Source organism: Paenibacillus sp. NPDC056722, assembly GCF_042790635.1.
GTDB lineage: Bacteria > Bacillota > Bacilli > Paenibacillales > Paenibacillaceae > Paenibacillus_AQ > Paenibacillus_AQ agri.
In genome coordinates, this window is sequence record NZ_JBHTYV010000005.1 from 100,015 (window position 1) to 113,924 (window position 13,910).

The 13,910-nt window shown below is 46.0% G+C and carries 15 protein-coding genes; all 15 read right to left on the minus strand.

Features of this window, described 5'->3' with window-relative positions; translation table 11 throughout:
* Nucleotides 1-3: 3 nt before the first annotated feature.
* On the minus strand, nt 4-1,494 hold the full coding sequence (gene fliD, locus ACFRAM_RS14480; protein WP_379466445.1) for a flagellar filament capping protein FliD: 1,491 nt from the start codon (nt 1,492-1,494) through the stop codon (nt 4-6).
* 15 nt (nt 1,495-1,509) lie between these two features.
* Nucleotides 1,510-1,866: a flagellar protein FlaG gene (locus tag ACFRAM_RS14485; protein ID WP_379466446.1), complete on the minus strand. Its 357-nt coding sequence runs from the start codon at nt 1,864-1,866 to the stop codon at nt 1,510-1,512.
* 158 nt (nt 1,867-2,024) lie between these two features.
* Nucleotides 2,025-2,795 (minus strand): flagellin N-terminal helical domain-containing protein, encoded by a 771-nt coding sequence (locus ACFRAM_RS14490; protein ID WP_379466447.1) that lies wholly within the window; start codon nt 2,793-2,795, stop codon nt 2,025-2,027.
* A gap of 242 nt (nt 2,796-3,037) precedes the next feature.
* A complete protein-coding gene (gene csrA / locus ACFRAM_RS14495) occupies nt 3,038-3,271 on the minus strand; it encodes a carbon storage regulator CsrA (protein ID WP_379466448.1) in 234 nt (77 codons plus the stop codon).
* Nucleotides 3,271-3,717, minus strand: a complete 447-nt coding sequence (locus tag ACFRAM_RS14500; RefSeq protein ID WP_379466449.1) for a flagellar assembly protein FliW — start codon at nt 3,715-3,717, stop codon at nt 3,271-3,273. The genes csrA and ACFRAM_RS14500 overlap by 1 nt, the downstream gene beginning before the upstream one ends.
* Before the next feature lie 88 nt (nt 3,718-3,805).
* Complete coding sequence (gene flgL, locus ACFRAM_RS14505) at nt 3,806-4,714, minus strand: flagellar hook-associated protein FlgL (protein ID WP_379466450.1); 909 nt, start codon at nt 4,712-4,714, stop codon at nt 3,806-3,808.
* A 23-nt stretch (nt 4,715-4,737) separates the two neighbouring features.
* Nucleotides 4,738-6,294: a flagellar hook-associated protein FlgK gene (gene flgK, locus ACFRAM_RS14510; RefSeq protein ID WP_175371477.1), complete on the minus strand. Its 1,557-nt coding sequence runs from the start codon at nt 6,292-6,294 to the stop codon at nt 4,738-4,740.
* A gap of 17 nt (nt 6,295-6,311) precedes the next feature.
* Nucleotides 6,312-6,812, minus strand: coding sequence for a flagellar protein FlgN (locus ACFRAM_RS14515; RefSeq protein WP_175371476.1), 501 nt, complete (start codon nt 6,810-6,812; stop codon nt 6,312-6,314).
* Nucleotides 6,813-6,824: 12 nt separating this feature from the next.
* Nucleotides 6,825-7,112 (minus strand): flagellar biosynthesis anti-sigma factor FlgM, encoded by a 288-nt coding sequence (gene flgM / locus ACFRAM_RS14520; protein WP_379466451.1) that lies wholly within the window; start codon nt 7,110-7,112, stop codon nt 6,825-6,827.
* Nucleotides 7,113-7,213: 101 nt separating this feature from the next.
* Nucleotides 7,214-7,624 carry a TIGR03826 family flagellar region protein gene (locus ACFRAM_RS14525; RefSeq protein ID WP_379466697.1) on the minus strand — a complete coding sequence of 137 codons (411 nt, stop codon included), beginning with the start codon at nt 7,622-7,624 and terminating at the stop codon, nt 7,214-7,216.
* Nucleotides 7,625-7,743: 119 nt separating this feature from the next.
* The gene (locus ACFRAM_RS14530; protein WP_379466452.1) at nt 7,744-8,598 is read right to left on the minus strand and encodes a ComFC family protein; all 855 of its coding nucleotides are present in this window, start codon (nt 8,596-8,598) and stop codon (nt 7,744-7,746) included.
* Nucleotides 8,595-10,940 carry a helicase-related protein gene (locus ACFRAM_RS14535; RefSeq protein ID WP_379466453.1) on the minus strand — a complete coding sequence of 782 codons (2,346 nt, stop codon included), beginning with the start codon at nt 10,938-10,940 and terminating at the stop codon, nt 8,595-8,597. Before ACFRAM_RS14535 ends, ACFRAM_RS14530 begins: the two co-directional genes overlap by 4 nt.
* 345 nt (nt 10,941-11,285) lie before the next feature.
* Complete coding sequence (locus tag ACFRAM_RS14540; protein ID WP_379466454.1) at nt 11,286-11,729, minus strand: glycosyltransferase family A protein; 444 nt, start codon at nt 11,727-11,729, stop codon at nt 11,286-11,288.
* Nucleotides 11,730-12,018: 289 nt separating this feature from the next.
* Nucleotides 12,019-12,741, minus strand: coding sequence for a response regulator transcription factor (locus ACFRAM_RS14545; RefSeq protein ID WP_281364487.1), 723 nt, complete (start codon nt 12,739-12,741; stop codon nt 12,019-12,021).
* Between the two features lie 4 nt (nt 12,742-12,745).
* Nucleotides 12,746-13,906, minus strand: coding sequence for a sensor histidine kinase (locus tag ACFRAM_RS14550; RefSeq protein ID WP_379466455.1), 1,161 nt, complete (start codon nt 13,904-13,906; stop codon nt 12,746-12,748).
* Between the last annotated feature and the right edge of the window lie 4 nt (nt 13,907-13,910).

The following is a 13,910-nucleotide window of genomic DNA, read 5'->3' on the forward strand; positions in this document are numbered from 1 at the left end:
ATGCTATCTAGATAGCATACTCATTAAACTCGATGAAGTGCTGTTATATTTATTCATCGCTGTTTCCATAGCTGTAAATTGCTTGTAGTACTGATTTTCTTTCATAGTAAGCCTTGCATTCATATCCGTTATCCGAGTTTCAAAATTCCTTAATTCTTGCCCCATCTGACTGGATACAATAAAAGAGACCGTTGGATCACTACTTACTTTTGAAGTTCCTGCCTTATCATACAAAGTGCCTAACGAGATGTTATTTATTTTTTTCAGACGGTTGAATAGTCCATCACGCGATGTATAATCTGTCTTGCTTGAGGTATCCGTCTGTGCAAATAAAGCAGTTACTTTATCAGGGTTAGCTTGAAGAGCTTCACGCAGCTTTGTTTCATCCAGAACTAATTTGCCTTTCTCGCTATAACTACCTGTTGTAATACCGATCTGTGTCATATTTATTTTAGCATCTTTAGGAACTACAGAACCATCAGGAAGCACAGAACCACCAGGAAGCACAACATCGCCGACCAATGCCGCTCTCATATCCGCTAGTGTTTTATCTACAATTGAATCATTTCTCAACATACCACTCTTGGCTTTGCTTTCCCAGAGCTTAATCTCGTCGTCTTTCATATCCGCTTTTTGTTCCGTACTTAGAGGCAGGAATTTTCTAAACCGTTCTTCTGACGTTTTCTGATTAAGAGTAGCTAACGTTGCATTATATGTTTCTACAAAGGACTTTATGGTATCAACCATTTTGTCAATGTCCTGAGTCACCTGAACTTGAGTCGTCTGTCCTGTAGGTGATGTGCCTGTTAATGAGATATTCACACCATTTATGGTGAAGTTATTTGATGATTGTGTAGTTTTCAGACCGTTAATCATAACAGTCGCGTCTTCCCCTTTTTTGACATTGGTCATTCCTAAGCTCGTCAATAGGGCTCCTGATAACGAAATGTCTTTCTCGCCAGTCTCTCGATTGGTAAAAGACATATTGCCAGAGACAGAGTCATAGACTGCAGTTACCCCGGTATTTTTGTTATTATTGATTTTTTTCACAAGTGAGTCTATCGTCTCATCAGCCTCGAAACTAATAGTCGCTGTCCCAATTGTGATGCTATCTGCGCCACCAGAGTAAACATCGGATATTTTTGTCGCATTTGCCTTCCCATTCGTGGATACGACAGATGAAGCTGTCGCCAGATTGGTAACACTAATATTTAGGACTGAATTATTGGCGGCCCCAGTAGCAGTAGCCGTTAATACATTGGAAGCTCCTGTAACTGAAGCCTTTTTAGAGTCAATAGAGTCAGTCTTATTATAAAGCGACAGCTTCTCATTGAAGCCAACCAATGTCGTGCTCACATTCCGATAACCATCTCTTTTCCATTCCAGCAATTGTTTTTGCTGATTCAACTTATCGAGTGGAACTCGCACTGCCTTCATTAACTGTTTTACAGTTGAATCAATATCCATACCTGAAGCTAATCCACCAATTCTCATATTAACCTCCTAGTTTTATGCCTTTTCATCTACAATTAGTCCACTTAACTCCATCATATTTGCAGCAACATCAAGAAGTTTCTCTGGCGGGATCTCTCGTATTAAATCACCGGATTGTTTATCAAATACTTTAACCATTATTGCATGAGTTTGTTTATGAATAGAAATTTCAAATGATTTTTCAGGTCCTTGTACTGCACGTATAACTTTCTCTAGCTGCTGAATAAGCTGTTCCCTGTCTACTGGCAAGCCGGCATTTTCAATAGTTGCTTCAGCAGACCCTTCTACGTTCTCTTTTTCACTACTATTTTTCGTTGAAAATACATTTCCGGATACTGCGACAGTATTATTCGGTATAATTTTGTTACTCAAAATTTTACCTCCTCACATATATTGAACACTCATCCAGTCGACGCAACTTCGTTATTCTATATATCGGATAAAACGCAAAGAATATGTAGTCAAGCAGTAGAAGAAAAAAGAAAAAGAGGCCTTGAATTTCAAGGCCTCTTTTAAAGAAATTATTAAGATTAACGAAGTACAGACAGGATACCTTGTGGAGCAGAGTTTGCTTGAGCAAGCATCGATTGGGAAGCTTGCAGCAAGATGTTGTTCTTCGAAAGAGCAACCATCTCTTTTGCCATGTCAGTATCACGAATACGGGATTCTGCAGCAGACAAGTTCTCAACTGTAGTACCGATATTGTTAGAAGTGTACTCCAGACGGTTTTGCACAGCACCCAACTTAGCCCGTTCAGAGGAAACCGCTTGAATTGCTTTTTCAACATTACCAAGGGTTGTAGCTTTACCCAGACCTGTGAAAGAAGTAGTTGTGATTGCTCCAATGCTAATTGTACTTGTAGCTTTGTCATTAACAGTAATATTAGCACCTTTCGTAATGCTAGTACCATTGAATGTAGTTTTAGTCATAATTTCATCGATTTGGTCACCCAGTTGCTCCAGCTCTTGATCGATGTTTGCTTTATCAGTTGTGCTGTAAGTTCCGCTAGCTTTTTGAACATTCAGTTCTTTCATACGAGTCAGCATGGAGGATACTTCGTTCATTGCACCCTCAGCAGTTTGTACGAACGAGATACCGTCTTGAGCATTACGTTGAGCTTGCTCCAGACCACGGATTTGACCGCGCATGGATTCGGAGATGGACAAACCAGCCGCATCGTCAGCTGCACGGTTGATGCGCAGACCGGAAGACAATTTCTCCATGTTTTTGCTTGTAGCAGTTGTGTTCAGACCCATGTTACGGTGTGTGTTCAATGCTGGAATATTGTGATTGATAATCATTTGATATTTCCTCCCTGAAATGGTTTTATTCCCACGTCCTTGTGGTATTAGCGTCTTCACAGGTCGGCCGCCCTGAAGAATTACCGCTCTAAATTATATATCGACGATTGAAGTAGATTTGTTTAGAGTAAATCTGATAATTCCTTTTAATTTTATAACCCTTTTTACTCATTTCCTTAAGCAACAAATAATCCTCACTAGTTCATAAGTTCTACTTCCTTATTGATAGCGAGAATTAGTTTCTATTTATCATTGTTTTCTATGTCAAGCATTGCATTCATAATAGCTTCTATGTCCATCACAGCATCTTGATTATTTTGTTGTATGGCATCGAATACTTCTTTGCGATAAATATCCACTTCCCGAGGTGCAGTGATCCCGATCTTGATGACATCACCTTCTACAGCCAATACAGTAACAATGATATCATTCTGAATGATAATTGACTCACCCTTTTTACGCGTAAGTACCAGCATTAGAAATCACCGCCTTCATTCCCCTTTGCAATCTCTGTCCATAAAGGATACTTTGTTGTATACACTGTGCTCTGTAGTATAATCTGTTTTCCTTTGTGTGTATCGGTATTAAAAATAAGAGGAGCCAGAAGATTGACTGTTATCTTTGATTTATCACTATGCCAGGTTACGATACAACGTATTATGATCTGCTCACGGTCTTGTACCTCTATATCCTGAATAGCTTCTTCTGGAAGTACAAATTCATAATCAGAAATGAAATCAAATGGGTTCACAGTAATAAAGGCAACTGACGGCTGATCTACAGCAGTTAATAAAGTAAAAATGTCGTTATGTTCCTGCAGTCTAAAATCCTGCAGTCCTTCAAAACCTGGTATTCCCTTTGGAAATAAATATATAGGGTCTGTCACTATCTCGGCTTCCTTACATGCTTGTTCTGCTGACATAATCTCTTCCTCCTTGGAATACTAACAAAAGAAGCTATGGACTGCTAACTTGTCCATAGCTTCTCATCATGGTTTCAAAGAATCAAGCCTATCTCATAAAATCCATCAATGATGGCTGTAAAATTTGTGCAGATGATTTCAAAGCTGCCTCATATATAGTTTGTGCGGTCGTAGCCTTAATCATCAGACTCGCAATATCCGCATCTTCGGTCTTTGATTGTTGCGTGGTCAGATTCAGCTCCTGATCATTTAAGCGCTCTTGGACTAATTCCACACGGTTTGTTCGCGCACCTACTTCTGATAGGCTAGCCTGCATTTTAACAGTTCTAGATTCTATTTTGCCGGATTGGGCAGCTATACCACTATAATTCCCGCTTCCAAGTGCAGTTATCAAATCATCCATCAATTTGAAGGTATTATCACTGTCCGTTGAGCTACCGAAAAACTCGCTCCCGGATGTATTTACTTGAAAGGTAGACTGATCGCCAATAGCATATTTCACTGCCCCTTGGTCTGTATCAATCTGCGCAAAGTTAGTTACAGTGCTGGACAGCTGATACGGAGCTTGGTCATAATTTTGACCATTAAAAATATATTTACCACGAATTTGACTATTTCCGATATTACCCATTTGTTCTTTCAATTGTTCAACTTCCAGCTTGATCGCATCCAGCCCGGACTGAGGCACCGTTTCACTTGATGCCTGTACGGTCAGTTCCTTCAACCGTTTCATCACTTCAGAAGCTTGCTGCATCGTTGTATCTGTAAAATCCAGCCAGCTGACAGCTGCATCTGTATTAGTTTTAAACTGATCATTAGACGCTAATTCAGCTCTGTAGCGAAGAGCATACGTAACCCCAACTGGATCATCAGAAGGCTTATTGATTTTGCGACCAGTGGAGACCTGATTTTCTATATTGCTCATGTTACTATAATTCTTGTTTAGATTGTTGAGTGTCTGCATACTCATCATACCTTGGGTAACCCGTATAGACATATCATTGACCTCCTTTACTTAGATTAGAGACCTACCCGACCAGTTCCATTGATTAGCTTATTAAGCATTTCATCAAAGGCAGTCATGAACCGAGATGCTGCACTATAGGCATGTTGAAACTTTATAAGGTCGGACATTTCTTCATCAAGCGATACGCCACTAACGGACTGTCTGCTCAGTTCAACCTGTTCGGTTAGTTCCTGTGCATTTTTGCTTTGACGCTCCGCTTCCTGGGTCTGAACACCCAACTGTCCTACAATCGATCTGAAGTAGTCATCCACAGTACCTGGTGCAGACAATGCAGTCCCAAAATCAAACTTGGCCGTCTTTAACCCACTCATAATTAGTGCCATGTCGTTGTTACCGATGATCACCTTCTCATTAGGCGCACCAGGGTTCTCAACTCGCATCGAAGTGGAAATTTTATTAGGATCCTTCTGAATATCTGGATTTAATGTAATGTTCCCTGCAGTAATTGGGCCGCCATCCTTAGATGTGAAGAGAGGCAATCCCTTCTGAGGGGTAGCACCACTAACCGTATATCCTAATTGAAGGAGTCCGTTAATCCCTTTAACAGTCACCTTAGTATCACTTGCCAGCGTTCTGCCGGCGCCAGAATAGGTAACTCCGTTCAAAACCGTACCTTCTGGGAGAACTGACCCGGCAGGAAGTACTACTTCTACATCCCCGTTCGCGATTGAATCAGCCAGCTGGTTCATTTGATTCTTATAGTCTGTAACATATTTATCTCTAGACATGAACATTCCAGCTACTTCACCGCCTGATAGCGTCCCGCTATCATAGGCTGCTTTCAGTCCGTCAGCTGTCACAGGAGTTACCTCATTACCTGTGACGACTAACTGGCCACCCAGTGTCACTTGATACCCATCGCTGAGCTGATTAACCTGAACATTGGCGATTTTCGAGAGCTTATCAATGGCTAGATCACGCTGATCACGCAAATCATTCGGGTTTTGACCTAATCCTTCCAACTTGATGATGTTAGAATTAAGATCAGCTACCGTCTGCAATAATGAATTGGTTTCAGAAACTTTTAAAGTAATGTTACTAGTAAGGTCTGAAGTTAAAGCATCCAATTGTGTATTAACCTGGTTCATAGCGTCTGTAAGCGCCTGAGTAGTCTCTTTTACAATTTTACGATTGGTAATATTCTCAGGATCCTTACTCAAGTCAGACCAAGCATTCCAAAAGTTATCTAGAACTTTGCGGAGGCCAGTATCCGAAGGCTCATTCATTATAGATTCAAGTTTCTGTAAAGAATCGTGACGAATGTTCCAATTACCAAGGTTAGAGTTTTCATTGCGGTACTGATCATCCAAAAAACTTTGTCTTACACGCTCAATGGAGTTGAATTCAACACCTGTACCCATTTGTCCGGCTGCAGTTGTGCGTAAAAAACCATAAGCTTCCATAGGGAGAGAAGCATTCATTTTTACAATTTGTCTGGAATATCCCTCTGTGTTAGCATTAGAGATGTTATGCCCAGTTGTATTTAGTGCAGCTGTATGGGTGTTCAGGCTTCGCTTAGCGGTTTCTATACTATGAAATGTCGAGGTCATCTTTTATTCCTCCATAATTAGGCACGGGTATCAAACAGTCCGGAGCGCTGTACTCCACCTGATTTTTCTGCCGGATGATGATAAGTTGCTTCGGTCTCTGAATAATAGGACATGCTTTCAATTGAAAAATCAATATAAGAGAGCGATTGTTGGATCAATTGTTGATTAAGCGCATTGGCTTCTTTCAACTGCTGAAGTGTTCCAGCAAGTTTCTTCTGAATATGTAACAGCCTTTGCTTGTCATCTAGATCGAACACAAGTCGCGACAGTTCGGACAGATTGAGTTTAAGATTCGAACGAATGCCTGCACCCTGCAAAAATGCATGAATCGCTTGCGCACGTTCTTCTTCTAACTGCTCAATTGTTTTCATCTGCTTAGATTCCTTATTAATAATTTGAATCAGCATTTCAATCTTGTTCTCCATAATTGCCTGCTTCTTAGTAGCGGCCAGATCCAGCATCTGGATATGCACCTCGTCCAGCCGCTCCAGCAGTTCGATCAATGTTGTCAATGCCATGGATGAATTCACCTAATTCTCGGAGGATTGCTTAAAATAGGGGGCGAGTTTCTCTGCGAGTTTGGCTGCGTCTACTTGATAAGTACCAGCGGAGACCTGCTGCTTCAAGCTTTCAATCTTAACGGCGCGTTCAGCATCTGTCTTGCCGCTGTTCTGAGCCTGCAAGAGCTTCAAGGCTTCATCGGAAAAGGTAGCCTCATCCTTGCGCGAATTTTTCTTCATTTGTTCCTGCCTTTGCGATTCGGCACTCCGCTGATAGGGGTTAATCGCGTTAATTCGTCCGGTCTCGTTAATTTTCATAACTGCCACCTTCCTTGTAATATAAAAAAGCCGATAATCTTTACTAAGTTTATCGGCGCTTGTTGAAACATTCTTTATAGCTGCAAACGTTTTTTTGCAGATTAAGGGTTACGAAGTTTATCTATGGCGCGGTATGCACCCTCGTGCGTATGACTGGAGGCATCGGCAGCAGCGCTCTCCTTGGCAGCATTAGATAGATCCTTCCGCAGACGATTACGGCAGCTGTCACACATGTGACCCTCCCGAATCAGAGTTCCGCATACTTCACATGGATACATCATATTGGGTGCGTTAGCTATGGAGATCCGGCCTTCCCGAATAAAGCGGGTAATCTCTTTAATGGAAATCCCCGTAGCATCGGACAATTCCTGAATGTTGGTTCCTCTATTTTCTCGCAAGTAATTTACGCAGATCTCATATTCATGCTCCAGTTCCTTGATGCAGGGCTGGCATAATTCCATGAGATTCTTGACGTATAACCGGCCGCACCTTGGACAATTGTCGAGATTCATAACAAGCAGCCGCTCCTCCCATACATTTTGTGCAAACATTACAATTCTTATGCTCCTAGATTACATGATTGAAGAGCATTCGTCCATCTCTTGCAATGGATATACAAAGAAATAGTTCCCTAGGAGCGGGCCAGAGTCAAACTGCGAATCTCCGCAGCTACACCACATTCCTCTGCAAGACGCTGTAAGGGCTCAGCACAGGCGCGTAATGTACTTCCTGTAGTGTAAATATCATCTACTATAATAATGCGCAGAGGAGCATTCGGGTTACGTCGTGTCTGTAACCAGCCAGCGAATCTATCCGTCATCCCGGGGTCAATGGCAAAGGCATGCTTCATGTCTGATAACCTCTCGGCCCGGCTCTTAAAGCTTTGCTTTCCCGTATGATGGGTGCGAAGGAGCAAGGCAAGCTGTGGTATACCCCTGCGAGTGGACAACACATGGCCTAAACGTTCTGCCTGATTAAAACCCCGCTCAACGAGTCTGGCCCCGCTGACCGGAACGGGAACCAGGAGATCTGCTCGCCACTTGTCTTCTCCTTTATAGCCAAGATAGGAAAAGAGAGTGTTCCTTTTCTGTTCTTTTAACTGGATCTGTCTTTCTCTTTCCTGCTCCGCCTTCAGCAAACCATAGGCTCTGTCTAACATTAAGCCGAGGAGAAGAGTGTATCTCTCATTTCCCCTGTATTTATATTGTCCTATCAATTCACGCATCACCTCGTTATAAGCCACGGCACTACGGTTGCAGATCAGTGGAGTCGGTTCATTAGATCGCGTACAATCCGGGCAGCCTACATGCCTACCGCATGTGGTACAGCGGGGAACCTGTATCCACGGTATCGTGACAGCGCAGTTTGAACAGACTTCGGACAAAGGCGATGATCCCTTACTGTTCTTCCCGCAGATCAGACACCTGGTTAAAGGAGGCGCCAGCAGTAATTCTGCTTTTCTCAACCATTGTGACAGCATACTCATTGGAGACTCTCCTTACGAATGTAACCTTTTTGACAAGCAATTCGGTTCATAGTACGGATCTGGGCGATGGCCCCGTGCTGCGAGCGGTTCCACTGCGGAGAGATGAAGAAGACTCTCCCCGCTGGATCATCCTTGGAGCGCCCGGCACGACCAGCCATTTGAACAAGTGAAGCCTCATCAAAAAGAGAACTGTCCGCATCTAAGATAAACACATCGCTCCGCGGCACGGTTACCCCGCGCTCAAGAATCGTTGTGGTGACGAGCAGCGAGATACTACGGTCACGAAACGCCATCACTTTCTCCCCTCTTGCTGCGTCCTGAGAGGAAGTCCCTTCTATAACTACACTTGGGAAACGGCGGCGCAGAAGCACCAGCAAACCTTCGATGTGGGCAATTCGGGATACAAATAGAAAAATCTGCGCGCTGCGATTCAGCGATATTTGCAGTTCTTGAATCAGCTTCTTCGGCAAAGCGCCCCGTTTCAGGCAGATTCTCACCGGGTCCGCAGCCAAATGCCGTGGTACAGGTAAAGGATGCCCGTGGAAACGAACCGGAACCCTGGCATGGGCTAGCTTCCCTGATTTGACTTGACGCTGCATGTCCGTCGGCGGCGTGGCAGACAGGTAGATGAAACATCCGTCCGGCTTACATGCCTGCCCTGCCGCATAGGCCAGCATCGGATCGTTATGATAGGGATAGGCATCCAGCTCATCTATGATAACGAGATCGAAGCTGTGATAGAAGCGCAGCAGCTGATGGGTGGTCGCCAACGTCATCCGGGCACCCACCCATCGCTCTGCGCTACCGCCGTACAGCACAGCGAGGCTCTCCGAGGGGAAAGCCCGTCCTAGACGCGGCGCCAGCTCCAGTACAACGTCGCGCCGCGGTGTTGCTACAAGCGCCCGGCCTCCGGCACCGAGCACAGCCTCCAGGAGCGGGAAAATCATCTCCGTTTTTCCCGCTCCTGTCACTGCCCAGAGCAGGAAGCGCTGTGGGCTCGGGAGGGTGGGGCGCTTGAAATCCGAGATAGAGGAGCGCTTGGAGCTCAGGATGGCCGGGCGCTCGGAGCCCAGGACGGCGGGGCGCTTGGAGCCCAGGACGACAGGGCGCTTGGAGCCCAGGACAGCAGGGCGTTTGGAGCCCAGGACTGTAGAGTGCTCTGGGCTCGGGACCGCGGAGCGCTGCCGCCGCTCCGCCAGAAAAGCCAACGCAGCCCCGGCGGCTCCCGCCTGGGCCGCGCTAAGCCCCCACCGGCGTGCCGCCACGGTGGGGTCAGAGCTGGCCGTGCATTGCACGGCCGGGGTCGCTGCGCTGCGCAGCAGCAGCGTACAAGCCCGGCTGCGCCCAAGTGCGAGGCAGGCCTCGCAGTAGGCGCAGCCCGAGAGCCCGCACGCAGCACAGGGCGTGCGGGCAGTGACAGCACTGCCGCAGCGGCGGCAGCGCGGGAGGGCGCGGCGCGGGGCGAAGCCGCGCCGGAAGCCCAGGTGCGGCGGCCAGGTAGCAGCCGCACGCAGGGCGCCAGCGACCAACGGGAGCTGGCGCAGCCCTTGACGCGCGGCTCCGCCACGCGCGTCCTCGCCCATACCGACAGCGGCTTCAATACTCAGCCGCCCTTGCAAATGCGCCAGCTGGGCAGCGCGGCGCCAAGGAACGCATAATTCCGGGCTTTGATCCAGCAGCAACGCTTCCAGCTCCGCTTCAAGCAGGGATCGCCCGGACACCCCATGTACCAATTGTTCTGCTTGTCTTGCCAACAGAGCCAGATTCTCAATCCTTTCTCCAAGGAAAATCTCCTCTTCTCTATCATTCCGATTCCTAAAATTGCTGTTCCAGTTAAGGACTTCTGTCCTCTCATCTCCGAATGAAGTTACATTGGTAGCTTTCCGCTGCTCACTTCTCAAGAAAGTCTGGCCTTCCTCCGTTCTGTTATCATCACTAACTCCCTCTTTGCAACCACGGAACGTCAATCTCCATCTATCACCCTCACATTTCCACATCGAAATCCCGGTTAACAGCCACTCTGAATACCTTATGACATTACCATTACCGTCACTCTCTGCCTTTAGTTCAGCCTGAAGAATATCCTCTATGTATTTACCCCACTCCATACTGCTCCAAGTATGCATATGTTTATCAGACCGGAATCGGTCACGAAAGAGCACGGCCCAACCCAATGGCATTTCGAGCGTAAGTAGAACCAAACGCTCCACCCCTTGGTTATGGCTCCACCCTCCGAATTTCTCCTCCCGACCTTCCCACCAACAGAAATCCACAATTGGTGCCAGAGAAATCCACACCCTCCATGTACCATTACACTCCACAGCATAAGTTGCAGCCTTCATCACAATTCCTCCTTCATTAAAGCTCAGAAGTAGTCTTCTATAAATAAAACAAACCTTAAATTCGAACATAAGGTTTGGTCATCACTTCAGTCGAATAGTTGGACTGACAGTCGCTGTTGTCTCCATATTTCTTCTTGTTAGTTGCTCTAGTAATTGAAATCCGGCTAGCTATGCAACAACAGGGGTTTTCTTTCGGGATCTTTTAGGCGAACGCTTTCGTCTCTTTCAGTTCCAAGTCCCCTTCATTCCAACTCATTTTCTCTTCTTGGACCTCTCAAGACATACAAAAAAGCACACTCCCCTATTTACCGGAGAGTGTGCTTCACCCATTGCTTACATAGTTATTTAAATATCGCCATGCTTTGATTTTGATCCCCTACTTCCATCCAGCTGCATCATAGGCCATCGGACAGTTTGCCCGGACAACCGCAAATCCAGAATAATTCCCCGCGATTTCGACATTTCTTCCTGGCCGAGAGCAGGCACAGCGGTTGCCAATTCTAGGGAGCAGCCGCTCCTGGCCATCCTGGATACGATCCCCATTGTTGTATCACTGGAGTTATCGTCCATCACAAGTACTCGTAAGGGCTTTCCTGTAAGAAAAGCATGAAACGTCAATGATCGAATATACCATTCCACCACAGATTCGTGATTTCGGGTGATAAGAATATATTGAATCCACTTTCCGGATTCCCGTGCCTTACGGGACTTCTCCCGGTTATGCAGCACGTGAACAAGGGCTACAGCGGATGAATAAACCGCCGCAATCCATATTAATTGGGCTACCATGGAGATGCACCTCCTCTGTATACCGACAATATATGCCGGTACGTAGGGGTCGGTGACAGCCCACATCTTTTCATGTTACAAGCCTGCTTCCCGGACGCTGCTGCCCCCTGGTTCATCATACCCTCATCTTTGCAGACAATAACCAGGGGGCAAAGACAGGCGTAACAGTTTCTTATTCTCCCGATCACCTTGGTATACTGACACCAGACTACCGGACATTTAAAATACTATGTAACGTCGTCCCAGATACGTAAATCCTCCAAAACGCTCTATTAAAACATTAGATGGTTTACAAGGTTACCCAACCGTATTTGATCGAATTGATTACAGCTTGTGTACGATCATCCACTTCCATCTTCTGCAGAATACTGCTGACATGGTTTTTGACGGTTTTCTCACTGATAAAGAGATATTCACCGATCATTTTATTGCTCTTTCCTTCTGCCATCAGACGCAGTACTTCGGCTTCACGGCGAGTCAGCGGATTATTGTCCCCGGCAACGAATTTGACACCAGCTTCCTTCACTGTTGTCTCTGCCATTGCACCCGTTTCGTTCAGATAAGTCATACGACGAAGTTGATTGATCAGTTTACCAGTTACCTTGGGGTGGATAAAAGCATGGCCGCCGCATACCGATCGGATAGCATTGATCAGTGATTCTGCTTCCATGTCCTTCAACAAATACCCGTTGGCGCCTTTGCGCAGCGTCTCAAACACGTAGCTCTCATCATCATGAATGGATAAAATAATAACCTTCACATCAGGGAACATCTCCCGGAGCTTTTGCGTAGCCTCCACGCCGTTCTCAACTGGCATATTGATATCCATCAGGACAATGTCCGGCTTGTTGACATTGCAAAATTCCAGGACCTGAATGCCATCGCCACATTCTCCAATGACCTCGATATCTTCCTCCATGTTCAAAATCCTTTTGAGTCCTTCACGAAAAAGCTGATGATCATCCGCCAAAAGCACTTTTATAGCCATTTTTTCAGAGCTCTGGTTCTCCATTATATTACTCCTTTCCCTTCTCCACATTCGTCGGAATGTGAATTACGATTGTTGTGCCCTGGTTCTCGGCTGATTCAATTTCCATTCTTCCTTCCAGAAGCTCCACGCGTTCGCGCATTCCCAGCAAGCCGAAGCTTTCCCGGCTGCCCTGTTCTGTCTTCATTTTTTGCACATTGAACCCCAATCCATTATCTCTTACCACAATCTTCATTAACTGTGCCTGATAGGTGATCTCCACCAATACATAGCTAGGGTAGGCATGCTTCGCAGCATTGGACAGTGCTTCCTGGACAAGGCGATAGACCGCCGCTTCCATAGCTGAAGAAAGGCGATACTCCTTGCCTCTAGTCTCAAAAGAGGTGCGGATCTTCGTCTTCTCCTCAAAATCATGCACATATTTCCGCAATGTCGGAATTAGTCCTAAATCGTCGAGCGCCATCGGACGAAGGTTGAAAATAACCTTGCGCATTTCCTCCAGGCTGTAACGAACCTGCCCTTTCAAGTCTAATACTTCGTCCTGCACCAACCCAAATTCCTGCTTTACCAGCATTCTTTCAACAATTTCCGTCCTAAGGACTAGATTCGCCAGCATTTGAGCGGGACCGTCATGAATTTCCCGGGCAATTCTCTTCCGTTCCTCTTCCTGGGCCAGAATAATTTTGAGTCCAATGATCTGGCGATTCTTCGCCGATTCGACAATTCGGGTCACTTGTCCCAGTTCTCCAGACAAATATTCCAGGACTACACTCATTTGCGAACCAATCGATTCCGCACGTTCCACAGAATTTTCGACACTGCGGACGCGCAATTGCAATTCATCACGGCGGGTTCGCAGATAAGCCTCCCGCTCGCGTGTCATCATCAGCTCAAGCTGAAGTTCCGTAGCTTTTTCATAGGCAATACGTATATCCTTCTCCGAATAACGGACAAAATCACGGCTGACTTCCGTCAGCCGGATACGGGAGCGGTGGTATTGCAGTTCCAGCTTGTCTACCTTTTGCAATGTTTCATCCGTTTCTTCCATCACACGCTGCAGTTCTTTAGTGAGGGCAACAAGCTCGTCACGCGCTACCTGCAGGATTTCATATATCTGATACTTGCTGCTCTCCATCACGTCGATGGTGTTCTTGATGACGCGATCTATCGCATCGGCTTGAAGTTCCACGGAT

Bases quoted from the DNA above. Each gene is read 5' to 3' on its own strand.
- flgL (WP_379466450.1), bottom strand. From the start codon at position 4,714: ATGTCTATACGGGTTACCCAAGGTATGATGAGTATGCAGACACTCAAC.
- fliD (WP_379466445.1), bottom strand. From the start codon at position 1,494: ATGAGAATTGGTGGATTAGCTTCAGGTATGGATATTGATTCAACTGTA.
- flgM (WP_379466451.1), bottom strand. From the start codon at position 7,112: ATGAAAATTAACGAGACCGGACGAATTAACGCGATTAACCCCTATCAG.
- ACFRAM_RS14490 (WP_379466447.1), bottom strand. From the start codon at position 2,795: ATGATTATCAATCACAATATTCCAGCATTGAACACACACCGTAACATG.
- ACFRAM_RS14515 (WP_175371476.1), bottom strand. From the start codon at position 6,812: ATGGCATTGACAACATTGATCGAACTGCTGGAGCGGCTGGACGAGGTG.
- ACFRAM_RS14540 (WP_379466454.1), bottom strand. From the start codon at position 11,729: ATGGTAGCCCAATTAATATGGATTGCGGCGGTTTATTCATCCGCTGTA.
- ACFRAM_RS14545 (WP_281364487.1), bottom strand. From the start codon at position 12,741: ATGGAGAACCAGAGCTCTGAAAAAATGGCTATAAAAGTGCTTTTGGCG.
- ACFRAM_RS14500 (WP_379466449.1), bottom strand. From the start codon at position 3,717: ATGTCAGCAGAACAAGCATGTAAGGAAGCCGAGATAGTGACAGACCCT.
- ACFRAM_RS14525 (WP_379466697.1), bottom strand. From the start codon at position 7,624: ATGAATCTCGACAATTGTCCAAGGTGCGGCCGGTTATACGTCAAGAAT.
- csrA (WP_379466448.1), bottom strand. From the start codon at position 3,271: ATGCTGGTACTTACGCGTAAAAAGGGTGAGTCAATTATCATTCAGAAT.
- flgK (WP_175371477.1), bottom strand. From the start codon at position 6,294: ATGACCTCGACATTTCATAGTATAGAAACCGCTAAGCGAAGCCTGAAC.
- ACFRAM_RS14535 (WP_379466453.1), bottom strand. From the start codon at position 10,940: ATGAAGGCTGCAACTTATGCTGTGGAGTGTAATGGTACATGGAGGGTG.
- ACFRAM_RS14530 (WP_379466452.1), bottom strand. From the start codon at position 8,598: ATGAGTATGCTGTCACAATGGTTGAGAAAAGCAGAATTACTGCTGGCG.